This is a genomic window from Bacillus sp. UNC69MF, assembly GCF_000746035.1.
GTDB classification, from domain to species: domain Bacteria; phylum Bacillota; class Bacilli; order Bacillales; family Bacillaceae; genus Bacillus; species Bacillus velezensis.
Genome location: NZ_JQKM01000008.1, coordinates 74531 through 99022 on the forward strand (window position 1 = coordinate 74531; position 24492 = coordinate 99022).

At 38.4% G+C, this 24492-nt stretch carries 27 protein-coding genes, 1 pseudogene and 1 riboswitch; of the genes and pseudogenes, 21 read left to right on the forward strand and 7 right to left on the reverse strand.

From position 1 onward, the window contains the following. The first annotated feature begins 154 nt into the window (after window positions 1-154). Entirely contained in the window at window positions 155-1168 is a 1014-nt protein-coding gene (locus tag BR62_RS0107750; RefSeq protein WP_007409569.1) for an NADP-dependent oxidoreductase, read from the forward strand. Between the two features lie 574 nt (window positions 1169-1742). Here the strand turns inward: BR62_RS0107750 and BR62_RS0107755 are convergent. Next, window positions 1743-2771, reverse strand: a complete 1029-nt coding sequence (locus BR62_RS0107755; RefSeq protein ID WP_032870357.1) for a Delta(5) desaturase DesA — start codon at window positions 2769-2771, stop codon at window positions 1743-1745. A gap of 176 nt (window positions 2772-2947) precedes the next feature. On the opposite strand from BR62_RS0107755, the gene BR62_RS20040 reads away from it, so the two are divergent. After that, window positions 2948-3046 carry a molecular chaperone TorD family protein gene (locus BR62_RS20040; RefSeq protein ID WP_127070160.1) on the forward strand — a complete coding sequence of 33 codons (99 nt, stop codon included), beginning with the start codon at window positions 2948-2950 and terminating at the stop codon, window positions 3044-3046. A 445-nt stretch (window positions 3047-3491) separates the two neighbouring features. After that, a complete protein-coding gene (cspC, locus tag BR62_RS0107760; RefSeq protein ID WP_003156143.1) occupies window positions 3492-3695 on the forward strand; it encodes a cold shock protein CspC in 204 nt (67 codons plus the stop codon). A gap of 643 nt (window positions 3696-4338) precedes the next feature. On the opposite strand, the gene BR62_RS0107765 is transcribed toward cspC, so the two are convergent. Next, complete coding sequence (locus BR62_RS0107765; protein WP_032870361.1) at window positions 4339-4800, reverse strand: CarD family transcriptional regulator; 462 nt, start codon at window positions 4798-4800, stop codon at window positions 4339-4341. A 573-nt stretch (window positions 4801-5373) separates the two neighbouring features. Here BR62_RS0107765 and BR62_RS0107770 point away from each other — a divergent pair. Further along, window positions 5374-6054, forward strand: a complete 681-nt coding sequence (locus BR62_RS0107770) for an aspartate/glutamate racemase family protein (protein WP_032870364.1) — start codon at window positions 5374-5376, stop codon at window positions 6052-6054. 107 nt (window positions 6055-6161) lie between these two features. Here BR62_RS0107770 and BR62_RS0107775 read toward each other — a convergent pair whose 3' ends face one another. After that, window positions 6162-6731, reverse strand: a complete 570-nt coding sequence (locus BR62_RS0107775) for a DUF2812 domain-containing protein (protein ID WP_025284296.1) — start codon at window positions 6729-6731, stop codon at window positions 6162-6164. Then, the gene (locus BR62_RS0107780) at window positions 6718-7035 is read right to left on the reverse strand and encodes a PadR family transcriptional regulator (RefSeq protein ID WP_015239232.1); all 318 of its coding nucleotides are present in this window, start codon (window positions 7033-7035) and stop codon (window positions 6718-6720) included. The genes BR62_RS0107775 and BR62_RS0107780 overlap by 14 nt, the downstream gene beginning before the upstream one ends. Before the next feature lie 352 nt (window positions 7036-7387). Here BR62_RS0107780 and BR62_RS0107785 point away from each other — a divergent pair, with 352 nt between their 5' ends. Continuing rightward, a complete protein-coding gene (locus BR62_RS0107785; protein WP_032870366.1) occupies window positions 7388-8293 on the forward strand; it encodes a bifunctional helix-turn-helix transcriptional regulator/GNAT family N-acetyltransferase in 906 nt (301 codons plus the stop codon). Window positions 8294-8309: 16 nt separating this feature from the next. Next, complete coding sequence (locus BR62_RS0107790) at window positions 8310-9602, forward strand: MFS transporter (protein WP_032870368.1); 1293 nt, start codon at window positions 8310-8312, stop codon at window positions 9600-9602. A gap of 94 nt (window positions 9603-9696) precedes the next feature. On the opposite strand, the gene cotR is transcribed toward BR62_RS0107790, so the two are convergent. Beyond that, a complete protein-coding gene (cotR, locus tag BR62_RS0107795; RefSeq protein ID WP_032870370.1) occupies window positions 9697-10662 on the reverse strand; it encodes a sporulation hydrolase CotR in 966 nt (321 codons plus the stop codon). A gap of 276 nt (window positions 10663-10938) precedes the next feature. Between cotR and BR62_RS0107800 the strand changes: the two genes are divergently transcribed. From BR62_RS0107800 to BR62_RS0107820, 5 genes are all read left to right on the forward strand, one after another. Then, complete coding sequence (locus BR62_RS0107800; RefSeq protein WP_007409560.1) at window positions 10939-11415, forward strand: DinB family protein; 477 nt, start codon at window positions 10939-10941, stop codon at window positions 11413-11415. Window positions 11416-11450: 35 nt separating this feature from the next. Continuing rightward, window positions 11451-11816, forward strand: coding sequence for a cupin domain-containing protein (locus BR62_RS0107805; protein WP_032870372.1), 366 nt, complete (start codon window positions 11451-11453; stop codon window positions 11814-11816). Window positions 11817-11978: 162 nt separating this feature from the next. Next, a complete protein-coding gene (locus tag BR62_RS0107810; RefSeq protein WP_032866847.1) occupies window positions 11979-12164 on the forward strand; it encodes a hypothetical protein in 186 nt (61 codons plus the stop codon). Window positions 12165-12465: 301 nt separating this feature from the next. Then, a complete protein-coding gene (locus BR62_RS0107815) occupies window positions 12466-12786 on the forward strand; it encodes a hypothetical protein (RefSeq protein ID WP_007409557.1) in 321 nt (106 codons plus the stop codon). A 403-nt stretch (window positions 12787-13189) separates the two neighbouring features. Beyond that, window positions 13190-14536 carry an FAD-binding oxidoreductase gene (locus BR62_RS0107820; protein ID WP_032870374.1) on the forward strand — a complete coding sequence of 449 codons (1347 nt, stop codon included), beginning with the start codon at window positions 13190-13192 and terminating at the stop codon, window positions 14534-14536. Between the two features lie 73 nt (window positions 14537-14609). On the opposite strand, the pseudogene BR62_RS0107825 reads toward BR62_RS0107820, so the two are convergent. Beyond that, window positions 14610-15032: pseudogene (locus BR62_RS0107825) on the reverse strand (VOC family protein). 230 nt (window positions 15033-15262) lie between these two features. Here BR62_RS0107825 and BR62_RS0107830 point away from each other — a divergent pair. Together BR62_RS0107830 and BR62_RS0107835 are read left to right on the forward strand one after the other, a co-directional pair. Next, on the forward strand, window positions 15263-16204 hold the full coding sequence (locus BR62_RS0107830) for a cation diffusion facilitator family transporter (RefSeq protein WP_032870376.1): 942 nt from the start codon (window positions 15263-15265) through the stop codon (window positions 16202-16204). A 63-nt stretch (window positions 16205-16267) separates the two neighbouring features. Continuing rightward, a complete protein-coding gene (locus tag BR62_RS0107835; protein WP_012116910.1) occupies window positions 16268-17305 on the forward strand; it encodes a flavin-containing monooxygenase in 1038 nt (345 codons plus the stop codon). 99 nt (window positions 17306-17404) lie between these two features. On the opposite strand, the gene BR62_RS0107840 is transcribed toward BR62_RS0107835, so the two are convergent. Then, on the reverse strand, window positions 17405-18037 hold the full coding sequence (locus BR62_RS0107840) for a hypothetical protein (protein ID WP_007409552.1): 633 nt from the start codon (window positions 18035-18037) through the stop codon (window positions 17405-17407). Between the two features lie 306 nt (window positions 18038-18343). Between BR62_RS0107840 and BR62_RS0107845 the strand changes: the two genes are divergently transcribed. From BR62_RS0107845 to thiD, 8 genes are all read left to right on the forward strand, one after another. Next, entirely contained in the window at window positions 18344-19138 is a 795-nt protein-coding gene (locus BR62_RS0107845; RefSeq protein ID WP_032870452.1) for a dihydrodipicolinate synthase family protein, read from the forward strand. A gap of 143 nt (window positions 19139-19281) precedes the next feature. Continuing rightward, window positions 19282-19485, forward strand: coding sequence for a hypothetical protein (locus BR62_RS0107850; protein ID WP_007409550.1), 204 nt, complete (start codon window positions 19282-19284; stop codon window positions 19483-19485). Between the two features lie 150 nt (window positions 19486-19635). Beyond that, a complete protein-coding gene (locus tag BR62_RS0107855) occupies window positions 19636-20685 on the forward strand; it encodes a Cfr family 23S rRNA (adenine(2503)-C(8))-methyltransferase (RefSeq protein WP_032870378.1) in 1050 nt (349 codons plus the stop codon). Between the two features lie 109 nt (window positions 20686-20794). Next, window positions 20795-21175 carry a hypothetical protein gene (locus BR62_RS0107860; RefSeq protein WP_032870380.1) on the forward strand — a complete coding sequence of 127 codons (381 nt, stop codon included), beginning with the start codon at window positions 20795-20797 and terminating at the stop codon, window positions 21173-21175. An 87-nt stretch (window positions 21176-21262) separates the two neighbouring features. Next, a riboswitch (TPP riboswitch) is annotated at window positions 21263-21366 on the forward strand. A gap of 130 nt (window positions 21367-21496) precedes the next feature. Further along, a complete protein-coding gene (locus tag BR62_RS0107865; RefSeq protein ID WP_331280715.1) occupies window positions 21497-21895 on the forward strand; it encodes a TIR domain-containing protein in 399 nt (132 codons plus the stop codon). Then, window positions 21892-22902, forward strand: a complete 1011-nt coding sequence (locus tag BR62_RS0107870) for a thymidylate synthase (protein ID WP_032870385.1) — start codon at window positions 21892-21894, stop codon at window positions 22900-22902. The genes BR62_RS0107865 and BR62_RS0107870 overlap by 4 nt, the downstream gene beginning before the upstream one ends. After that, complete coding sequence (locus BR62_RS0107875) at window positions 22899-23657, forward strand: class I SAM-dependent methyltransferase (protein WP_032870387.1); 759 nt, start codon at window positions 22899-22901, stop codon at window positions 23655-23657. Before BR62_RS0107870 ends, BR62_RS0107875 begins: the two co-directional genes overlap by 4 nt. A 14-nt stretch (window positions 23658-23671) precedes the next feature. Beyond that, window positions 23672-24490, forward strand: coding sequence for a bifunctional hydroxymethylpyrimidine kinase/phosphomethylpyrimidine kinase (thiD, locus tag BR62_RS0107880; protein ID WP_012116919.1), 819 nt, complete (start codon window positions 23672-23674; stop codon window positions 24488-24490). The last annotated feature ends 2 nt before the right edge of the window (window positions 24491-24492 follow it).

A 24492-nucleotide genomic window follows, 5' to 3' on the forward strand; every position in this document is an offset into this window, starting at 1 on the left:
GAACGTTCTAAAAGTGACTGCTGTTTAGGTGGAGGGTTAATCATAAAATTGGAAGTCAGACTTCGCTAAAAGAAAGATTCCCCTCCACCTAAACGATTATATAAAAAGGTAAAAACCTAATAAACGTAATATGATAGAGGATGCTGATAAAAAAATGAAAACACTTATGAAAGCAGCTCAGATCACCAAGTATTCAAAAGATCTCTATGCCCAAATCAATGACATTCCAATTCCAGAAATCGATGACAATGAAGTCTTGGTAAAGGTCAAAGCTGCGGCAGTCAATCCACTCGAAATGTTAATTATTACAGGCAGCGTGAAACTGATTCAAGATTATGAATTCCCATTAACGCTTGGTAATGAATTGACAGGAGTTATCGAAAAAGTCGGAAAAAATGTGGCAGAATTTCACGTAGGAGATGCCATCTATACACGTCTCCCCCTCGAAAAAATTGGCGCTTTTGCGGAATATGCCGCAATTGATGCTGCCGCAATTGCACCCATGCCAAAAAATTTGTCTTACGTGGAAGCCGCTGCTGCACCACTGGCTGGACTCACAGCGTATCAAGGTCTGCATGAAGAACTTGAGGCACAGTCAGGTAAATCTGTTTTCATTCCAGGTGGATCAGGCAGCTTTGGTCAGATGGCTGTACCAATCGCAAAGGCAATGGGCCTAAATGTCATTGTTAGCGGCAGCTCAGAAGCGCGCGAACGCATTTTGGAAATGGGTGCAGATCAATATTTGGATTATTCAACAGAAAACTATGTTGACTTGTTGTCAAATGTGGATTATGTGATTGATACACTGGGACCTAAAGAATTTGACAGTGAATTGAGTATCATCAAACCGGGCGGAAGATTGCTCTCTCTCCGTACAGGACCAAATAAACGCTTCGGAAAAGACCGGAATTTTCCATTGTGGAAACAAATGCTATTTTCCCTTGTTGGCGCAAAGTATGATCGCAAAGCCAAGAAACAAAACGTGGAATACCATTTTATCTTCGTTCGTTCTGACGGCGCACAACTTAAAGAGATTACCAAAATCATTGAAGAAAACAACATTGCTCCAGCAATTCATCCAATACAATTTACCATAGACAACGTAAATGAAGCGCTAGAACTAGTCGCAAATGGACGGCCAAAAGGGAAAGTGATTATTCAATTTTAAGGGGAATACAAAGAAAACAGTCAAAAATTTAAGATCGTTTATGCAAAGGATTTTGAAAGGCAATATTAAGGTGTTACAAACCGCGAGTTCTGCTGATTAAGAAATGGAAAGATAAAAAGCTAGAACAAATCATAGAAAAACTTCATCAAGCCAGAGTTCATTATAAAACATGGAGAACTAGCCATTTCAATTAGGCGGTTACTCTAATAGACATGTCACCAGTAACAAGACATTAACTGTCTTGAAATGAAAACCTACTCCATTTTTACTCCCAAATAAAAATAAATCGAAGTAAACATTCATAATCAAAATAAACAAATGCTGATATTATAGGCTTTTGTAATTCATAATAAAGAATCACTTTATTGAGGGCCCAGCGGGTGAATAACCCGTGGGTTCAAGTCCTCTCGGCCGCACCCTAATGATACCAAGGGTTTTGACACCTTTGGTATTTTTTTGTTGTAAGTGCATGTGGCATTAAAAAAGTGCTGACCTCTGCACAAAATCTTTGCGCGAGTCTGCACTTTTATTCTGCAAGATACACTGCCCATTATCATCGATTATGGGCGTTTATTTAATCCGTTCTTAGCCGAGCTGATACCTGGCTTTTAGAAGTTTTTTTTAAGTGGGTAAAACCAACAAATTTTTTGCCTTCTTCATCCCATAGGCGGAACTTTAACGACTTAATACTTGTTGCCAGTGTGATGGTCGGAACGTTTTGCAATGGTTCAGTGTTGTTATGCACGATTTCAAGCTTATAGTTTGGGACTCTTGGGCTTAAATGATGAACATGATGGAAACCGATATTGCCTGTTAACCATTGCATGACTTTTGGAAGCTTATAAAAAGAGCTTCCTTCAACGGCTGCTTTTACATATTCCCAATGCTCATCTTCTTCGAAATATGAATCCTCAAACGTATGCTGAATATAAAACATCCAAATTCCGAGGGATCCCGATATCATAAAAATTGGTGTCTGGACCAGCAGAAAGTTTTGCCAGCCGATAGCCCAACATAAAAGTGCTGCCAAAGCGACGATCCCCAGGTTCGTTACATATGTATTCATCCGTTCTGTGCGTTTTGCCCCTTTACGATTAAAACGATTGGTAATCCCGAAGACGTAAATCGGTCCGATAATAAACATAACAAACGGATTTCTGTACAAACGGTACATTATTTTTGTCTTAGTTGAGGCTTCCTTATATTCCTCAACAGTCAGTACCCAAATATCGCCCGTACCGCGTTTGTCCAGGTTGCTGCTTGTCGCATGATGGACAGAATGATCGTGTGCCCAATGATCAAACGGATGCAGAGTCAGAATTCCTGTTATTGTTCCAAGGATTCGATTCGCCTTTCTGTTCTTAAAAAAGGAATAGTGGCAGCAATCATGAAAGATGATGAAGGTTCTTACTAAAAAACCTGCTGCAACGACAGAAATGGCTAATGTAAGGAAATAAGAAATGGACAAGCTCTTATATGCCAAATACCATAGCAGGAAAAATGGCACCAATGTGTTAATGATTTGATAAATACTTTTTTGTAAATCGGACTTTTCATAAGGTGTAACCAGTTTTCTCAAAGTCCTTAGGTTTTGTTCATTCATTTTTAAAAGTTTCCCCTCCCCTGATGTTCTTCTAAGTAGCGAAAACGTTTGTCTTTGAAGTCACAGCGTCATACACCATAGATGATAAGTATCTTTCCCATTCATCTGTGAAATTATTGGAAATGAGATACTTGTTTCCATCTCGATTAAATCTTTATTAGCAATGGCCAGCCGGGATACAAAAAGCGTATGAAGATTATACCCGGCTCTTTATCGGGCCAAACTCTCTCCATGCCCCCCAATGTGAATCGGTTTATTTAGACCGTAAACTTTGATTGTTTGAGGAACAAACATGACAAGTTAATACCGTTAAAATAGGGGTATACCTGAGTGATCGTTTGGAAACATCTGCAGAAACAAAGCTATACCAGTGAACAGCCAAGAATATCTTGTACTTGAACAAGAAACAGCTGAGCTTTTTAAAGAAATCTTTAACAATCAATATGAAGTACTGGGTTTGAAGACACTCGTGATTCATTTTCAGGTATTTTCAAACCATTGTTATTAATAAGCATCTTATTTTGCACTGGTATCGACAGGTTTAACAAATAAAACATGAATGAACATATTATTAATTTGCAGTTATTTCCGTTTCGTGCTATGATAAAGGAGAATTATTTTTGTTCGTGTAAAGGATAGTATGAATATCGACTTTTCGTCTTGATGATACTTTGGGCAAGGATAGTAATACAATGTGTAACACACTAGGAGGCAACAAAAATGGAACAAGGTACAGTTAAATGGTTTAATGCAGAAAAAGGTTTTGGATTTATCGAACGTGAAAATGGAGACGATGTATTCGTACACTTTTCTGCAATCCAAAGTGACGGATTCAAATCTTTAGACGAAGGTCAAAAAGTAACGTTTGACGTTGAGCAAGGTGCTCGTGGAGCTCAAGCTGCTAACGTTCAAAAAACTGCTTAATCTTCAATCGTTTATACAAACAGGCTCTTTATATAGGGCCTGTTTTTTTATGTTCTCTGTATCATACTGAATAAAAAACCCTACTCAACGTTCGAGTAGGGACAGTTGCTACAAGGTAAGAAAAAGGTTTAAAACCTCAAAGGATTGTTTACAGTATAACATACCGGATTGACGATATGTGGAATATATATAAATGATTTGTTTTTATGTTCTCAATATAACTGTATGTTATTCTTTGTTACATTTCGCATATCTCTTTTATGAAAAGAAGATAAACAACTGCTATTCACTGTGGGAGCAGATGTAAGAAATTCTTAAAGATAAAGAGGAGAGTGGTTGTTTTTTCTTCTGGAAATAATCACTTAGACCTAAAACAATGAAAGCCCTGCCTCTCTTCCATCCTTACGGCTCCATGTCCGTGCCAGTGTGAATCAGGATTACAAAAATCAAGTGACTATTTCATCGAGAATTCAAATGTTCGTTGAAGAAAAAAATAAAACAGATTAGATTGTAGGAATAATAAAAGAGGTTAATGTTCTAAAAGTAAGTTGAAGAAGTTAAGCGTCTTTGAAATATTTTAATCGTAATATTCCGAAAACTCATGGGTGCTTTTTGGAATGCAAAACATTATTTAAAATTAACCTTAGCAGAAACTTTTTATTTGTTTTTCAGTGATTCCTTTAATGACTTCCAGTTCACTAATCAAAAATTCATATGCATTATCCAACATTTTTTTTTCGCTTGAATTAAGTGCTTTTTCTTTCTTCATTCGCATTAAATCACGTACAACTTCAACGCCTTCTTGTATTTCACCCGTTTTTATTTTGTTCGTGTTTACTACATACCTTTGCTTCCATGGCAGTAACCTATCTGATTCTCCATGCTGAAAAATGTGTAAAATGTGTTTTAATGCACGTATATCAGTAACTGGCCGTATATTTGAACTCAATATTTTACGCGTTGGAATCATAACTGTCATATTACTGATTGACATTCTTATGACATAATACTGTTGTTTTTCCTCTAAGAATTGTTTTTCTTCTATGGCTTCAATTGTACCTGCTCCGTGCATTGGATAAACAATGTTATCGCCAATTTGAAACATATAATCCACCTCCATATATGGGAACTTAACTTAAGGTTACCATATATGGAGTGAGATATCAAATTTTTAATGATAACATGGTCATTTATTGGTGTCAATAACTTTTTTTGAAAAAACAACATCAAAACAAGAGGGAACCTGTGGGATTCCCAAAAAAGGAAAGATCAATTCAATTGGTCCGTGTATATCTTGGAATCTCGACTAATTAACAGAGATCAGTTTTTCGTTGAAAATGAGTTATTAAATCTCCTTTAGGAGTTCATGACTTGACATCAATGACACTTTACTAATCTATATGGGCACAATTTAATCACCGATTTTTAACCATAATTCATGAAAACATATAGAAATGATGAAAGTGGAAGATAGAGAGTGTAATGAAAACAAGCTTTCATAACCTTAATGTATCTGCCATTCTTCTTCGTGCGGCGGAATTAGATATGATAATTCGATTAATGAAATGATAAAATAGGAGAAGACAGCCAAAAAGAAATGAGAGCAGATTCAGATGCGAAACACAAGAATAACTCATCGTGATCGTATTCGTACACATTTTTACAGAGGAGGACAATTATGATTGGAATACTGGCAGGAATGGGGCCAAAATCTACTGGGCCATTTGTAGATAAGGTAGTAGACGATTGCCAAAAAATATATGGAGCAATACATGACATGGATTTCCCTCATATGATGATTTATTCTTGTCCGACTCCTTTCTATATGAATAAACCTCTGAATCATACGGACATGGAAAAGGCAATTATTGAGGGGGCTGTAAAGCTTGAAAAAACGGGTGTTGATTTTATTGCAATCCCATGTAATACCGCACATATCTATTTTAACCAAATAAAAAAATCGATTTCAGTCCCTTTACTAAACATGATTGATGAAACCATAAAAAAAATACCTAAAGGCTCCAAAAAAGCAGCTCTTTTAGCCACTGTTCCTACGGTTCAATCTGGAATATTTCAAGAAGCGTTAAACAGAGAAGGTTATGATTTTTTACATCAAGATAGTTGGCAAATCTATGTCGATCACATAATAGAAAAGATTAAACAAGGTCAAATCAATGAGGCTCGTACATTATATGACGAATTACACCGTGACTTAGCAGAAAAGGCTGATACGGTTATCATTGCATGTACGGATTTAAATACGGTCACGGATCAAAAAAGAAGCGGACTTACCTTTGTTGATTCATCAGCTTGTCTCGCTCAAGCCATTGTAAATAAGTATGTATTATTAACAAAATAAGCCGTCTGATTTATCAGCAAATTCAGGGCGCTTTTTTTCCGTTAAAGCGCCCGGCTTCGGCAAATACATGATCCTCGAGTTACTTCTTTGAATGTAACTTCCCCGCGTTATTGTTCTTTTAACATTGAATACTTTCGATACGCTTTATAGAAACTGCAGCCAAATAGAACAGCCATAAGGGCGGGAAGCGACCTTAAAAGGGCAAATGGAGTTTCAAATAAAAATGCTTTCCAAAACATTGCGCTTTCCATACTCCACAGACCTTCAGTTAAATACAAACCTGAATCCTTGTAAATCAAATAAGAATAAAACAAGCACAGTAAACCAAAACAAGATGAAAAACTCATTAGTCTTTTATAATAATTACTCTTTGATTGGCGATCCGAGAAGATTTCATTTTGATCATCATCTTCTTTTTGCCAATATCGAGTTCCGCTAAGCCATGGGCTGTTTATATAACTCCAGCCGAAGTCTTCATAGATCTCTTTGTAGTCTTTGAACTTTTTCTTTGATAAATAATCTTGATAATCCAGTCGCATTACATATTTTTTGTCGGTTTTTTCGAAAGTGTATATTCCTAATCCGCTGATATTTGTACAGCGATAGCCTTTTTGTAGGTGCTCGTTCAGCCATTGCTCCTCTTTTTCAATATCAAAAAACATCTTAAATGTCTTCATTCGATTCACTTCCTTCGTGCAGGGATAAAATATGAAGTAATCTGTTTTGTTCCATTTTCAAAATGGCGCTTCCTTCCGCAGTTATCATATAAACTTTTCTCCGGCCCGATTCTCCGACAGGTTCAATCCAGCCATGCTTATTCAAGTTTTCAATCGCGCCGTATAATGTGCCGGCCGCTAAAATAACAGTTCCGTTACTCATCTTTTCGATCTTCTGCATGGCGGCATAGCCATGAAGCGGCTCCCGCAGAGCTAATAAAATATAATGCATGGTTTCAGACAGCGGTAATAATTTATGTTTCATATCCTCATCCTCTATTCAGTCTGACTATATAGTTAAACTTAATACAGTTCAACTGAATAGTCAATGGTCTTTTCAAAATTTGTCAAAGGAACTTGAAAATCAAATCTAAAAAGTCGCTTTTCTTACGTAATGGAAGCGGCTTTTTGTATGTCCATATTGACGCCAAAAAGAATTTATCGCGGTACGCAGCTGTTTTCCGATGTAGCAGTGTCGTTTATTTTCAATGTGTTTTTTACGGTAAGAAAATCATCAAATTGAAAGGGGATGAAAATTAATAGTTGACTTAAGCAACTGTTTCGATTACGATGGAAAAAAGTTGCTTAAGTCAATCTTTTGGAGGAGGTTCATCAATTTGGAAACAAAACGTGTTTTGGCATTCAGACAATTTAATAGATTTTATACTGATATTTTGGGTTTTCTAAATGAACATATTTATGACAGTCCATTCTCTTTAACGGAAACCAGGATTTTATACGAAATTTATAATACGCCCGATTGTACAGCAAAAATCATTCAAGAAAGGTTAGACTTGGACAGAGGATATGTGAGCAGAATCGTCAGAAAATTCGAAGAAGAAGGCTTCATATACAAGCAAAAATGCAGAGAAGACGGACGCAATCATTTCCTTTACGTAACCGCATCAGGGGAAAGTATTTATAAAAGTCTGGAGAAAAAAGCGAATCAGCAAGTTGAATATATCCTTGAATGCATAGACAAAGAGGAACAAGAAAAACTTGTACATTCAATGGAAACCATTCAAAATATTTTGCAGCATTCTTTTTATGATAAAGAATCTCCGATTTCAATAAGAGACTATTATACTTCAGAGGATGTCAAAAACATAATTGAGAAACAGCGATTATTTTATGCCGAATCCCATGGCTGGGATGATACATTTTTATCCTATCTTCACGATACGTTTAAAGCTGATATTAAAAAAATATGGGTGGCAGAAAGCGGAAATCAATTTGCGGGTTGTATCGGCTTAGTGAATGACGATGAAAAAACAGGACAGTTAAGGTGGTTCTTAGTCGATCCGTCTTTTCAAAGAAAAGGTGTCGGCAGCCGTCTGATTAAGGCACTTGTTCAATATTGTAAAGAAAATGGATACGAGCGTATATTTCTTTGGACGGTAAGAGACATGTCAACAGCCCGGCCATTGTATAAAAAGAATGGATTCGAAATTACAGAAATTCATGAAGAAAAACGTTTATGGGGATCAAATTTAATAGAAGAGCGTTGGGATTTGGAATTATAAAGTGAGGGGGGATAGGATGCGAATAAAATATCACTATGCATGGATCATTGTGTTTGTCACTTTTTTCACCTTTTTAGCGGTTCAAGGCGCGCGTCTTTCATTTGGAGCGTTTGTTGAACCATGGGAAAAAGATTTTTCTATGAATAGAGGAACAATCTCGCTTATTTCCACTCTGAGTTTTATCATATATGGCATATCTCAGCCCATAATAGGGAGGCTGGTTGATAAATTAGGCCCCCGAATGATTTTGTCAGTCAGCACTTTCGTAGTCGGGGTCAGCTTTGTATTGACTTCTTTTGTGAATCATCCATGGCAATTATTTATCCTTTACGGAATTGTTATCTCAGTCGGTGTTGGAGGGGCATCCAATGTAGCCGCAACAGTGGTTGTTACAAATTGGTTTAATGAAAAACGCGGACTTGCTTTTGGAATTATGGAGGCAGGGTTTGGCGCGGGTCAGATGCTTCTTGTTCCCGGCTCTCTCATTTTGATTCAATGGTTTAACTGGAAGTTAACTGTAGTGATTATGGGTCTGCTTTTAATGGTTATTGTGTTTCCTGTCATACTGTTATTTTTACGGAATCATCCCGGCGAGATGGGGCTATCTCCTATGGGCGGTTTTATGAAAGCAGAAGCTGAAAGTGAACAGCATACGGCCCGCTTTTCAGTTTGGACAGTGTTTTGCAAGAAACAATTCTGGTTTTTAATATTACCTTTTGCGATATGCGGTTTTACAACTACAGGGCTGATGGATACTCACCTTATCCCTTTTTCTCATGACCATGGATTTTCAACAAGTGTAACCAGTGCCGCAGTTAGTGTATTGGCGGGATTTAATATATTGGGGATAATCATTTCAGGAATTGCGGCAGACCGTTGGAGCAGTAAAAAGATGCTTATTCTTTTATATGTCATACGCGCATTATCAATTTGTATCCTGTTATATAGTCATCATCCGGTCATATTGCTTATTTTTGCCACCCTGTTTGGACTAGTTGATTTTGCAACTGTAGCTCCTACTCAAATGTTAGCCACGCAATATTTTAAACAATATTCAGTTGGTTTTATTTTAGGCTGGTTATTCCTGAGTCATCAGATAGGATCAGCGCTGGGAGCTTATGTACCAGGTTTTCTCTATAGTGAAATGGGTAACTATGATCTTTCTTTTTATTTCTCAATTATTATTTTGTTGGGAGCGGCAATATTTACTTTTTTACTGCCTGAAACGGTGAAAATAAAAAAAGAACAAAAACCGAAGACCGATTCAGCTTCAAATGAAACAGTATCCAAGCGTGTGAATACCCCGTGAAGGTCCAAACCCTCTCGGCCGCATTAATAATACCAAGGGTTTGGAGTCCCTTGGTATTTTTTGTTCATTGAATTATTATAAACTTCTAACTTAGTTAATGGCTGTCGTTCCAGTTTTTCTCTATAAATGTATTCACAGGCTGTAAGTTGGTTTTGTTCGCAATTTCAATGACAGCGGGAACCACGGAAGGGTCTGTTTTGGAGAAGTTAGGAATCCGCGGATCTAACCGGAAAAAGCGATCTCCCAGCAGATTCGCGCTGACCATGGATTCATAGTAGCCATTTCCGCCGGAGATCATCTGAAGAAATGGCAGTAAAGGTTCATTAGGCGACCTGTCCAAAAGGACTCCCCAATTTGGAGGAAGGTTCTTCAGGTTTTCGGGACGTATGTTATCCGCACTTACCATTCCCCATCCCCTCGTATCTCTTCTTAACCGAGTCGGGGCTTCACCTGTACCGATGGATAGCGCCGCAATTTGATCCAATGGCACGTTGGCTTTACCAACCGCAAACGCGATACTGGCCGTACTGGGGTTCGTTGCCACTACATATCCGTCCACGTAGTTTTGATAGGCGCGCTGCGTCGCGGGAGCACCGCTGCTCCGCAGTATGACATCACTCACTTTCTCATTTATATAGGGAGAGCCGGGAAAGTTGTGAAATAATACGGGCGTCCAACGATCCAGTACCGGGGAGTATAATTTGAATGAAGGGACAACAATTCGTTTTCTTAGATCTTTAAGGCGAAGGCCTGGCGGGAAAAAGTTTCGTACCGCTTTAATAAAACCGGAATATGGTAATTGTTGATTGAAAACAGGTCCGCCCGGCCGGGACGTGCTGAATGCGGGCAGGATTTCATCCTTAAAATACTGAAGTGTTTCCCTCGGAGATCTTCCGCTTGCTAATGCAAGGGCAGTAAATGAACCAATTGAATTTCCCGCAAATACATGGGTTCGGCTTATTAATGCTGGATTTTCTTCAGCTAGTCTGTTCAATAGCTGTAAACTTAAAGCACCTAAGGTACCGCCCCCGTCAAAGGTCATGATCCGATACTTTGCCAAAGCTGATTTCTCCTTTCTGATGAAAACTATCATTCAGTATATGTTCAGCCAGAGTCTATTGTATGGATGAATGAATATCTCTTTATCTTAAAATTGTTCGATTTATCAATCTAGCGAGTTGTTTCTCACCATTTTTAACACCGCGTCTGTCAATGATGTGGATGGGACTATTTATTTAGAGGCGAAAGGAATATATCTTTAATTTTTTGAGGCAGCTCATGAAGGTATTCCTGGAAAGAAGGAGAATAGGTTATAAAAATAAAAGGGGGAAAACACTTGAATACAATTGACCTTATTATTTTACATTTTGAAGAGGTAAGACGGCGAAGCATCAAGTTATGGACAGCTATACCTGAGGAAAAAATGGACTGGCGCCCGGATTCCGAAGCCATGTCGTGTAAAGAAATGATAAGACACATATTAGAAGCAGAATTTCTTTATCATCAAATTTTAATGAAAAATATGAGTGAGTTTTCAGAGGAAACTATTAATCCTTATGAATCAAAAACGTTTACCACAGTAAACGAAGAATTAGAATTTGCAAAACCGTATCGGGCCGAGTTTTTGACATTCATCAAATCGTTAAACGAAACAGATTTAACAAATATAAAGATTGACAGGTCTGATGTTGGATATATTCGCGAACTAGGAGACATGTTATTAAGAATCGCTTACCATGAGTCCGTACATACCGGTCAGCTTTTAGACTATCTCAGAACTGCTGAGGTTGACAGGCCTTTAATTTGGGACTAGTTAAATATTTGAGTTTTACAAGGAAAGCGGAAAGAATGGAATATAAACCGATTAATTTTCAAGAGAAATTAGCTGCGTTCCAAGATCAATGGTCTCCAAAAGTAATCGCTGAAATGAATGACTATCAATTTAAACTTGTTAAGGTACAAGGGGATTTTGTTTGGCATAAGCATGACGAAACAGATGAAGTCTTCATTGTCATTGAGGGTAATTTAATCATTGAATTTCGTGATGGAGAAGTAAAATTAAATGAAGGTGAAATGTTTGTCATTCCGAAAAATGTTGAACATAAACCTTATGCAGAATCAGAGTGTAACATTTTGCTTGTAGAGCCTAAAGGTGTTGTGAATACCGGGCAGGAAATAACTGATCAAACAGCTGAAAATGATGTCTGGGTCTAGCCTGTAACAAAAAAACGATCAAAACTCCGAAAGATCGAAGACGATTAGAGAAAATGATCAGGAAAACCAATTAAGAATGATTTAAGGTAAATTATTGAAAAATTTTGTTAATATTATAATACATTGTTTGGAAATGTAATCATTTTATAAGGAGTTTTCTAATTGCGTTGGAGTAAATGGTTCAATATTTTTTGCATAACAGCATTGGGATCAGTATATGGCTATAAATTGTTTACTAACCAAGAAGTCAGTACGACTCGTGTAATCATAGCTGCTGCAATTATCTTGTGGAACATTGTCGGACTTTTTAGCAAAGAACCAGTAAAACAAACACAGCAAGCAAACTAAAAGCCAAAAAACACTTTCCAATCGTTCAACAAAAAGTTGGTACAGAAGGATGCTGCAGCGTGCAGCATCCTTTTTATCATTTTCACAAAAAAACCAAGGGTTTAACCCTTGGTTTTTTCGTAGTCTCCCTTTTTACGCTGCTTATCATAAACATTTAAGTTTCATCAAGCATCCAGAATCTGTTGTATCGATAAATGAAAATTGCCCTAAAATGTGCCGGTTCATCATAATACCAGTCCAAGCTGCAGTTATTTCTATACATAGTATGTAGAGATTAAAAAATGAGAGAAGGAGTGGCGTAATGTATTATAACGAAGGTGAAGATCAACAGTACGTTCAGAAGAAAAAGCCATACAACGAAGCCTGTGACCTTGGCCATGATTTTGATATGGCGGACGACGCAGCAAGAGCGGAAGCAGCAAGAGAAGCAGAAGCGAGAGCCAGAGCGGAAGAAGCAATAGCAAGGGCGGAAGAAGCAAGAGCCAGAGCAGCAGAAGCAGCAAAAGCAGCAGCAGAAGCAAAGGTAGAAGCGGCAAAATTAGCAGCCAAAGCGAAATGTAAAAAACGTCATAAGAAAGAGAAAAAACAGGATTGCAAACGTAAACACAAGAAGAAAAAATAAGAGCTTTTAATCATGTAAAAGATAAGATTCAATGTGTATTGATTTTATCCGTACAGGGATGCAAAAACGCGATAAAGAAAAAGATTCTTGTCGGGGGATCAAGCAGAAAGATTGCTCAGCCGGTTTCTCAGCAGAACCACGCATGGCAGGGCAAACATAACTTTTCTATGGACTTCCATAGTCAGGTCAGAATATCACGCCAATAAATGTAAGTGCCTATCATGATAAAAAAGGCAGGAGAGACAAGAGTTTCGGCAGCTTGCCGTTCTTGTCTTTTTTTTGTTTTTATATCATCTTCGCGTATATGTATCTATTTTTAAGTTTGCAGAACATCTGTCTAAGAATTTGTCCAATTCCTACATATACTGGTATCGGAATCAAATGCTTATTGGGAGTGAAATAGATGGGATCAGCACAGTTAACAGGACGCGTCATCTTCAAAGGGGACCCCGGCTATACACAGGCGGTTAAGAATTGGAACCCTTATGTTGATGTCTGTCCGCTTGTCTTTGTTTTTGCACAAAATTCATACGATGTAAGTAATGCTATTAAATGGGCTCGTGAGAAGAATGTGCCTTTGCGTGTCAGAAGCGGCCGCCATGCTCTGGATAAAAATCTTTCCACGGTAAGTGATGGGATTGTTATTGATGTGAGTGACATGAATAAAGTTTTCTTAGATGAAAAAAACGCGGTAGCAACCGTTCAAACCGGCATTCACGTCGGCCCGCTTGTAAAAGGTTTAGCTCGGGAAGGTTTTATGGCCCCGTTCGGAGACAGTCCAACCGTCGGAATCGGAGGAATCACAATGGGAGGCGGATTTGGAGTGCTTTCCCGATCGATCGGCCTGATAAGCGATAACCTTCTCGCACTGAAAATGGTAGATGCCAAAGGCAGGATTATTCAAGCAAATCAATCCCGCAATGAAGATTTACTGTGGGCTTCCAGAGGCGGAGGGGGAGGCAATTTCGGATATAACACCCAATATACATTCAAAGTTCACCGTGCCCCTAAAACCGCAACCGTCTTTAATATCATTTGGCCGTGGGAACAGTTAGAAACGGTATTTAAAGCGTGGCAAAAATGGGCGCCGTTTACAGACGAACGATTAGGATGCTACCTTGAGATTTACAGCAAAGTAAATGGCTTGTGCCATGCGGAAGGATTGTTCCTCGGTTCAAAACCAGAGCTGGTTCAATTATTAAAACCTTTATTAAATGCCGGAACGCCGGCACAAACAGTAATCAAAACACTATACTACCCGGATTGTATAGATTTCTTAGATCCTGACGAACCGATTCCCGGCAGATCTGATCAGAGTGTTAAATTCTCCTCGGCGTGGGCGCTCAATCTTTGGCCGGAAGAACCTATTGCAGTAATGAGACAATTTTTAGAAAAAGCGACTGGGACAGAAACCAATTTCTTTTTTATCAATTGGGGCGGCGCGATAAGCAGAGTACCAAGCAGTGAAACAGCCTTCTATTGGCGCCGTCCGTTGTTTTATACGGAATGGACGGCTAGTTGGAAAAATAAATCACAAGAAGCTTCGAATCTTGCATCAGTTGAAAGAGTGCGTCAGCTGATGAAACCATATGTAACAGGTTCATATGTGAATGTTCCGGATCAAAATATCGAGAACTTCGGAAAAGCATATTATGGCTCAAACTTTGCAAGGCTTCAAAGAATAAAGGCGAAATACGATCCCGAAAATGTATTCCGTTTTCCGCAAAGCATCCCGCCATCGTATAAATAGTTTGATCGTTTTGGGAAACAAATAAAAAACACACCAGAACTTTCAGGTGTGTTTTTATTGTGGCTAAATTGGGTTATTCAATTGCATCCCAGTGCGGATTCCAAACGATTTCCCATAAGTGTCCATCGGGGTCTTGGGAGTGACCGGAGTATCCGCCCCAAAAAGTATCATGAGCGGGATCAGTTATCGTTGCTCCTGCCTGTTTTGCCTGTTCCATGACTTTATCGGCTTCAGCTTTACTGCCAACATTATGTCCTCATGTAAATTCTGCAGGGCTTGGCGCAGTTAACGTAACGTTTGTTTCATGTGCGATGTCTTTGCGGTTCCAAATGGCAAGTTTCAGTCCTGTTTGTAAGTCAAAAAAGGCAACTGCATCATGTTCAAATTCTGTACCGACTATTCCCTCTGTAGGCAGACCCAAGTCATCTCGATAGAAGTGAAGCGATTTTTCTAAATTGTCTGCGCCTAAAGTAATTACTGTAATCCGCGGCTTCATAGCAATGCAACCTCCCAAGCTAATGATAAGAAAATTATAACAATCATTGATCAAGAGCAATATAAAGTATTGGACATTTTCATTGAAAAGATTTTGACATTTCAGTAAAGAACCTATATATTCATATATGAGCACATAATCATATATGATTATTTTTTTGTCCATGTTAGAATGCTTCATAACAGAAAAGAAATAATAAATACAGTGTATGAGATAAGGAGGAGATTTTTATGGGTCACAATCACAATCACGCTGGCGGATCCAATAAGAAGGTTTTATTGATCTCTTTTATCATGATTACAGGTTATATGATAATAGAAGCGATAGGCGGATTTTTAACCAATAGTTTAGCGCTTTTGTCAGATGCAGGCCATATGCTGAGTGACTCAATCTCATTAATGGTTGCTCTGATTGCTTTTAAATTGGCCGAAAAAAAGGCAAGTCATCATAAGACATTCGGCTACAAACGATTTGAGATTCTCGCAGCTGTGATAAACGGTGTTGCATTAATATTGATTTCCCTTTATATCATTTATGAAGCAATCAAACGTTTCTCTCATCCGCCGGAGGTAGCAACAACCGGTATGCTGACGATTAGTATCATCGGGTTAGCTGTAAATATATTGGTCGCTTGGATTATGCTGAACGGCGGAGATACAAAGAATAACCTGAACATAAGAGGGGCTTACTTACATGTGATAAGTGACATGCTCGGATCTGTAGGTGCCATACTGGCTGCGATCCTTATCATCTTCTTCGGGTGGAGCTGGGCAGATCCAGTGGCCAGTGTCATTGTGGCTATTCTTGTTCTGAGAAGCGGTTACCATGTGACGAAAGACTCCATTCACGTATTAATGGAAGGAACTCCGGGAAATATCGATGTCACTGACATCATTCATACAATTGAAGAGACAGAAGGAATTCAAAGCATTCATGATTTGCACATATGGTCTATCACAAGCGGATTGAATGCTCTTTCCTGCCACGCAGTTGGTAACGATCAACTGACCATTTCTGAAAGTGAAAGTATTTTACGCAAAATTGAACATGAACTTGGAGATAAAGGCATTACACATGTAACCATTCAAATGGAAACAGCAGCGCATAATCACGACAATACGATTCTTTGTCAGGCCCAAACTGAGAATCCGCGTGACCATCATCATCATTAAAGAAGGAAATAGGGACTCACTTTGTCTGCTGACAATTAAGATAAAACCGGAGGGGGGATTCATATGTACGACACGATAGTAATCGGAGCCGGTCAGGCAGGAATCTCAGTAGGATATTATCTAAAGAAGTCGAAACAAAAGTTTATCATTTTGGATAAAAGTCATGAAGTGGGAGAAAGCTGGAAAAACCGGTATGACTCATTGGTTTTATTTACTTCTCGAATGTACAGCTCTTTGCCTGGAATGCAGCTTGAAGGAGACAAGCATGGACTCCCTTCAAAAAATGAAATTGCTGCTTATCTGAAAAAATATGTTGAAAGATTTGAAATCCCGATCCAATTACGGACAGAAGTAATAAGTGTCCAAAAATTAAAGAACTATTTCTTAATAAAAACAAACCGGGAAGAATATCAAACGAAGAATCTTGTGATGGCCGCAGGTCCTTTTCATACCCCTAATATTCCATCAATATCAAGGGATGTAGCCGATCATATTCATCAATTACATTCTTCACAATATAAACATTCAAAACAACTGGCGCCTGGGAATGTACTGGTAGTCGGCGGCGGGAATAGCGGGGCTCAGATAGCTGTTGAATTATCCAAAGAAAGAGTTACATATTTGGCTTGCAGTAATAAACCGGTTTATTTCCCTTTATGGATTGGAAAAAGAAGCATCTTTTGGTGGTTTGATAAATTAGGAGTTTTACATGCAAGTCATACATCAATATTAGGCAAGTTCATTCAGAAGAAAGGCGACCCCATATTTGGGTATGAATTAAAACATGCAATAAGACAGAAGAAGATCATCTTAAAACAAAGAGTCATAGCCGGAAAGCAAAATGAAATGATTTTTAAAGATTCATCTTCATTAGAAGTAAACAATATCATTTGGGCAACTGGTTTTAAGAATCCGCTTTGTTGGATGAAAATAGAAGGTGTTTTGGATAAGGAAGGCCGAATTATACATCACCGGGGTGTTTCAGCTGTGGAAGGATTGTATTTTATTGGTTTGCCTTGGCAGCATAGGCGAGGTTCAGCGCTGCTTCAAGGTGTAGGAAATGATGCTGAATACATTGTAAAACAAATGAACGGCGGATAGACAGAGGAGAGCAGTAACTTACGTGTTTACTGCTCTTTTTTTGTGTTGAATAAGTCCGGTTATGTGACTGTGTAAAGCCGAAAAAATCTTTTGGCTTAATTAATAAGAAGATCCCTGACTCATTGATTGTGCAACATTCTGACGTACTTCCCGAGCTAACTGCGCGGCACGTAAGGAAGCCTGCCAAATAGCCGGACTCACTGCAGATTGACTGATGGATAATGCCTGTTGTGTGGCTGGAACCATTGGTCTTAGGAGATTTTCCGCCTCGTCTACAGATGACGCGTATTGGTGACCGGCTGCTCTTCTCAGGTCTGCTATCGCTGCGGGGAAGTTTGACCATAGACGAAGTATTGAATTCATGCAGCCAACCATAAGAGGAAAATGAGGAGCCCGGCCTTGTCCGGCGGCGAGAAGCTCTGCTGCGCCTAAAGCGGAATAAACGTGATAGCTCAACGGAGTAAGATATTTCGCGTGTACAGTATGAAGTTCTCGTAATCCCCAAGTGTCTGGAAGAAATCTGAATTCTGAACTCATACCGCATCCCAGAGCGAGTGCTCTGCTGACAGCCTGCAAGTGTTTCACTACCGCAGCCATTGATTGTTGAAAGGAGGATGAGTGTATTGGAATTTGTTGAATCGCAGATAAATGGCTTCGCATTTTATGATTTGCCTGGCTTAAATCAGGCTGCTGTCTGTAATCATATACATAATACGGATAATAATAATACATATCTAAACTCCCTTTATGAATGACTTTTAGGAGCAGGATATGCACCCAGATTGTTTTTGATAAGGGCATGTGCCTAAATGAATCCGTCAAATGTTGATGAGTCTGAATATTTTAGCCTTCCAAAACCAATTGGATAAAACAATTATGGCCGAAGCAATGAAGCAGGCTCTCTTTGCCTGCTTTTTTTGTGTGTCGGCCTTTACATCTGACATGTTGAGTTATCTGAAACTGTACCTTTTTAAATGTCAGACAGTGTTATATGATACTCTGCAGATATTCAAGAATATGTACTTGGAGGACATTCTCATGCGAAATTTTAATGTTGCTATCCCTACGCCTTTTCATGAAGATGAAAGTTTATATGTAGAAGGATTTGATGCTATTGTCGAACATTTGAAAAACAGCGGTATCCATTCGTTACTCATATGCGGTACGACTGGTGAACAGCATTCACTCAGCATAGATGAGCGTCTTCAGATCATTGAGTATGTTAATCAGCGAAAATTTGAAGATGTTGAACTGATGTTCGGTGTTTCAGCCGTAAGAACCAGTGATGCCGTCAAACTGATGAAACACATCGAGAAAACCAATATTGATTCTGTACTGATTGGTTTTCCTCCTTATATAAGACCGACACAGCAGCAAGCCGTTTATTACGTTGACGAACTTCTCAGTCATACCTCTAAAGAGGCTGTGCTTTATAATAACCCCGGCCGGACCGGTTTTAATCTGAGTGAGAAAGCGCTTAAAGACTTAATAAGCCGGCATCCCCGGATAAGGGGGCTGAAAGAAGGAGGAGACGTTCTGCGTCATAAACAAACAGAGTTCCCTGATCACTTTATTTTGTTTGCGGCAGGGGACGTTGAATTTCCGAAGATGCTGAGTAACGGGTGTAACGGCCTGTCAAGCATGGCCGGAAATGTCTATCCTGAAGAAATCAGAGAAAGCTTCAGCAGCTTATCAGAAAATAAACCGATTAATCTGGATCGAATAAACGATCTGATTGCTGAAGTGACAAATCATCATACTGTCATGAATATAAAAAATCACTATAGGAAGATTGGGATTCAAGCAGGCAGCTGCCGGTCACCCATTATATAAGAAATGTTCCGTCGCGGATAAGTGAAAAATGTGATCAGCGCGCTTTCTGTACTTGGATTAGGCTTAATAAGCAAGTTATATAATACTGTCATTAGCGGGGGCGTAAGCATTTGTTTAGCTTTACATAAGGGAAACCTTATGATATGGTGATTATTGCTAATATTGACAAGAAAGAGGTGAAAGCGATGATAACGATTTATGGAATTTTGTATGGTAAAAATGCAAAAATTGGAAACATCTTGGCGGACAAAGGGAGCAGTCTGTCCTTTTTTAAGCCAAATCACCATACAAAAACAGTTATCGGTGCTTTTTCTCTATGTCAAATAAACGATAATCCAATGACATAATGTCCTTGTTTATTTGTGCATGATGTTATTTAAGCGTAACACCGATAATTGTGTCGGTGTTTTTTTGTGCCTGATTTTAAAAAAAGGTTAGATGATCACTCCCTTCTATTTACTCAAACAAACAAGAGTATTATGGAAGGATGAGAAAACATGCAACAAAAAAACAAGTATATAAGAATTCAAGAGTTCCTGAAGCAAAATAAATTTCCTGATTTTAGAATGAATCAAATCAAAAATGCTGTATTCCAAGGGAGAATAAATCATTTCAATGAAATAACGGTTCTTCCTAAATCCTTGAGAAAATTGTTAATAGAGGAGTTCGGAGAGTCAATTTTAAATATTGCTCCTTTAAAAGTGCAGCATTCTGAGCAAGTTACAAAAGTCTTATTTGAAATTTCAGGAGACGAAAAAATAGAAACGGTTAATATGAAATATAAAGCCGGTTGGGAGTCATTTTGTATATCCTCGCAGTGCGGCTGTCATTTTGGCTGTAAATTTTGTGCAACAGGAGATATTGGTTTAAAACGCAATTTAACGTCAGATGAAATGACTGACCAAATTTTGTACTTTCACTTAAAAGGACATTCAATTGACAGTATTTCTTTTATGGGAATGGGAGAAGCATTAGCGAATGTACAAGTTTTTGATGCTTTACATGTGCTTACAAATCCGGAGTTGTTTGCTTTAAGCCCTCGCAGGTTATCTATTTCGACCATAGGTATTATTCCGGGCATTAAAAAAATCACTCAGGATTATCCGCAGGTCAACCTGACGTTTTCATTACATTCTCCTTTTAATCAACAGCGAAGCAAGTTAATGCCGATTAATGAACGCTACCCGTTATTGGAGGTAATGGACACATTAGATGAGCATATACGTGTGACCTCAAGAAAAGTTTATATTGCTTATATTATGCTGCCGGGAGTTAATGATTCTATTGATCATGCGAATGAAGTAGTAAATCTTTTAAGAAGCAGATATAAGAGAGGGAACTTGTTTCATGTAAACATCATTAGATATAACCCGACTGTTAGTTCACCTATGAGATTTGAAGAAGTAAATGAGAAACAAGTTGTAAACTTCTATAAAAAATTAAAGTCAGCAGGAATTAACGTGACCGTCAGAAGTCAATTTGGCATTGATATAGATGCTGCTTGCGGACAATTATATGGAAATTATCAAAAAAATAAGAACCAATAAATCAGGTGCAGAACTCGGTTTGACTTCATATTATTTCATTTGATAACATAAAATGGTTATCGTGATTGAAAAAAAGATACCCGTTTTTATAAAAAAAGGAGTCATAACGTTGCTGAAAAGGTTTTTTCTTGTTTTTCTTACGCTGATAATGTCTATATTTGCTGTATTCGCGGCTGCTGAAGAGTCTCCCGGCGATCGTGTCATTTCTTTTGACGAGCCTATGATTTTATTGATTTCACTCGGAATCATCTTATGTTTGTTCATTCCTCCATTCGTCATGTCCTTTTTTGGCAGCTTGGTTGTGAGAATCATATCCGGAGTCTATCAATGTTTTATCGTCCTCACGTTTGCGGGGCTCATTCCGGTTGGATTTCTGATCCCCAATGGCTTTTTGACAATTCTTGCTGCCGTACTGGGGACTTTGGTCAGTTTAGCCAGTGTTGTGGTCACCTTATTCGTTGGCAGGAAAAAAGAGGCCGGAAGGTTTTAAAACTAGTGGGTAAGCTGCAATATTGAAGGGAAAGTCATTGTTTGACTATTTATATGGAATAGCATAGAATTAAAGTAAATATTTATAAAAAGTCACTAGGGGAGCTTTAATAGCTGAGAAGAGACAATACGTCCTGACCCTTTGAACCTGATTTGGTTAATACCAGTGTAGGGAAGTGAAAAATTAGAGAGATTCTTTATCTTATCTATATTTAAGCCACTTTCCATAGAGGAAAGTGGCTTTATTTATTTTGAAAGGGTGATATGAAGTGGCGACTTGGCAGGGCCTTTTAAAAGTTTAGTAGATGAGAAAACTGGATTGATGAGTACGTATGAGAGGGGAAAGCTGGAATCATTAATTTCCTTTTTTGAGAATGAAGGATGGCTGGTTCATAATGCTCACAAGCGGGAAGGGTGGGGGAAAGATTTCATGACACCCCTTCAATGCACTAAAATTGATTTTGATGAAATAAGTACTTGCGACCTTTTTGCAGCATTTCCCGGATCACCCGCTTCTCCTGGAACACATATAGAAATTGGATGGGCTTCCGCCTTGAAAAAAAAGATCGTGCTATTTCTAGAAAAGGACAAGGATTATGCTTTCTTAATTCAAGGGTTAAATGCAGTGGCGGATGTTGAGTACATCAGCTATAAAGATACAGATGATTTATTAGAGAACATTAAAAATACCTTTGCAGCATATAAGGCGGAATCTCAATGAGAAAGAGAACTTTTCATGAAGCATATACGGAAACGCTGTATGACATCTATCACAACCCTGAATTTTTCAATTCACCGCGCGGACAAAAAAGCAGAGAACAATTGAACTACCATCTGACTCTGGAAAATCCAATAGAACGTGTCACTTATTTATCCTCAAGAAAAACCAATATCGTGTTTAATTTTGCTGAAGTGCTATGGTATTTATCGGGGAGTAACGACTTAGATTTTATCAGTTATTACAATAAAAAAATGCCTTCATACTCAATGAATAAAAAAACATTAACAGGCACTGCGTATGGGCCTAAAATATTCGAATTCGGAAATGCAAAACTAAATCAATGGAATAGAATAAAAAATCTTTTGACACAAGAAGATATTGATTCAAAAAGGGCATTTATTCAAATATTCGATGCTTCGGAACTCTTCGTTTTAGAAAATATAGATGTTTCCTGCACAATCGGTTTGCAGTTTTTTGTGAGGGAAGGCGAATTATACATGTCTTCTGTCATGCGTGCAAATGATGCTTTTCGCGGGATGATCAGTGATCTTTTCTCATTTACCTTCATGCAGGAATTAATGGCCAGAGAACTGCGTGTAGAAGTCGGAGAATATTTTCATAATGCGGGATCAATCCATATTTATGATTCAGATCATGAATGGGCGAAAACGGTGCTTGAAGAAGCTGAAAATCACCATGATATTCCGGAATTTGAATTTCCGAAAATGCCTGAGGGAAATAACTGGCCGTCCATTGAAACAGTCTTAAAGTACGAAGAATTACTTAGGAAAGATCAAATTTCTATGACAAAAAACGATATTGAAATGCTTGATTTACCTGATTACTGGAAACAGATTCTTTTCCTTTTCAGTATATACCAGCATATTGCATATAAACGTGATATGGATCATTCTCTATTTCAAAGTTTACTTCCTATATATCAATTTTTCGTCAGGAATAAGTGGTTTCATTATTTCTCAACTGAGCAAAAGGAGGAAATTCAATGAAAACTTCATGGAAAGAAGACAGTGTTGCTGGTAAATTCGATGCTTATAATGACGTTTTAGAACAAACGTTAGGTTTTGAGTTTGTTTTTCGTACTTTTGATAAAGCGGAGATTAAAAAGGTGCTCGATTTCGGATGCGGTCCAGGAAAGGTAGCTTATAGGCTGGCTGACAGAATAGGCTGCAATGTGATCGCAGTCGATGAATCAAGGAAGATGTTAGATATAGCAAAGGCAAAAAGACAACATCCTCATGTGGACTATCATTTAATTGAACACGATAATCTTTCCTTCTTACCAGATCACTCAGTTGATGCTGCAATGGCCTGTTATGTTTTTATTAATACGGATAGTGACCAGCGTATCAAAGGTATCATAGATGAAATTTTTCGTGTGTTAAAACCAGGAGCTTCATTTGTCATACTCGATACGAATCCTGATTCAACCGGAATTGAATTTTCAACCTTCCGCAATGGAATACCGGGGAAAGAATATTCTTACGGAGAAGATAGAAATGAATGGCTCCATGTTCCCGGACAAGCAGATTTAATTTTAAATGATTTTCATTGGCCGAAGTCAATGTATTATAAACTATTAACTCATGCAGGTTTTGAAAATGTAACTTTATCAGAACCAACGTTAAACGATATTGACCAAGAGCATGTAAAAGCCATAGAGAAAGAGTTTCAATTTAATAATTGGAAATGTGAAAAGGAATATCCGCCTTTTGTCGTTTTTAAAGCAGTGAAACCTGCCTGAAGGAGGAGTGTAAGTTGACGGATATTTATAAAGCGCTTTCGATTGCTGGGACTGATCCTTCCGGAGGGGCGGGAATTCACGCGGATTTAAAAACATTTCAGGAACAAAAGGTATATGGAATGGCAGTTATTACATCAGTTGTTGCACAAAACACACTTGGTGTGAAAAGTTTTGAGGAGATGTCTCTTCAGAATATATCTCAGCAAATAGACTGTGTCGTGGATGATATAAAACCGGATGCTGTCAAAACCGGTATGCTTGCAAGTATAGGAATTATTGAATTGCTGGCAGAAAAGTTAAAAGACGCAAATATTCAATCGTATGTGATGGATCCGGTTATGATTGCTAAAAGCGGACATCATCTGCTCCATAAGGACGCCATTGATCATTTGAAGAAATTATTAATACCCCAAACAACTGTTATTACACCGAACATTCCGGAAGCGGAAGTAATCATCGGCAAATCAATCGAGACTGTACAGCAGATGCGTGATGCGGCGAAAGAAATAGTGGAGGTATACGGGGCAAAAAGTGCTGTCGTAAAAGGGGGGCACCTGAACGGAGAAGCCCGTGATATTTTGTACTTTGACGAGGACTTCGAGGAATTTGTTTCTCCCCGCTTTGATACAAAGCATACTCATGGAACAGGCTGTACGTTTTCAGCTGTGATAACTGCAGAGCTGGCAAAGCAGCACAGCATACCGGAATCAGTGGCAACTGGAAAGGAATTCATTTCAGCAGCCATTAAACATCCCTTAGGAATCGGGAAAGGACAAGGCCCTACAAATCATTTTGCGTATCGCTCAACTATTAACCAAGAGACAACCGCTTAAGG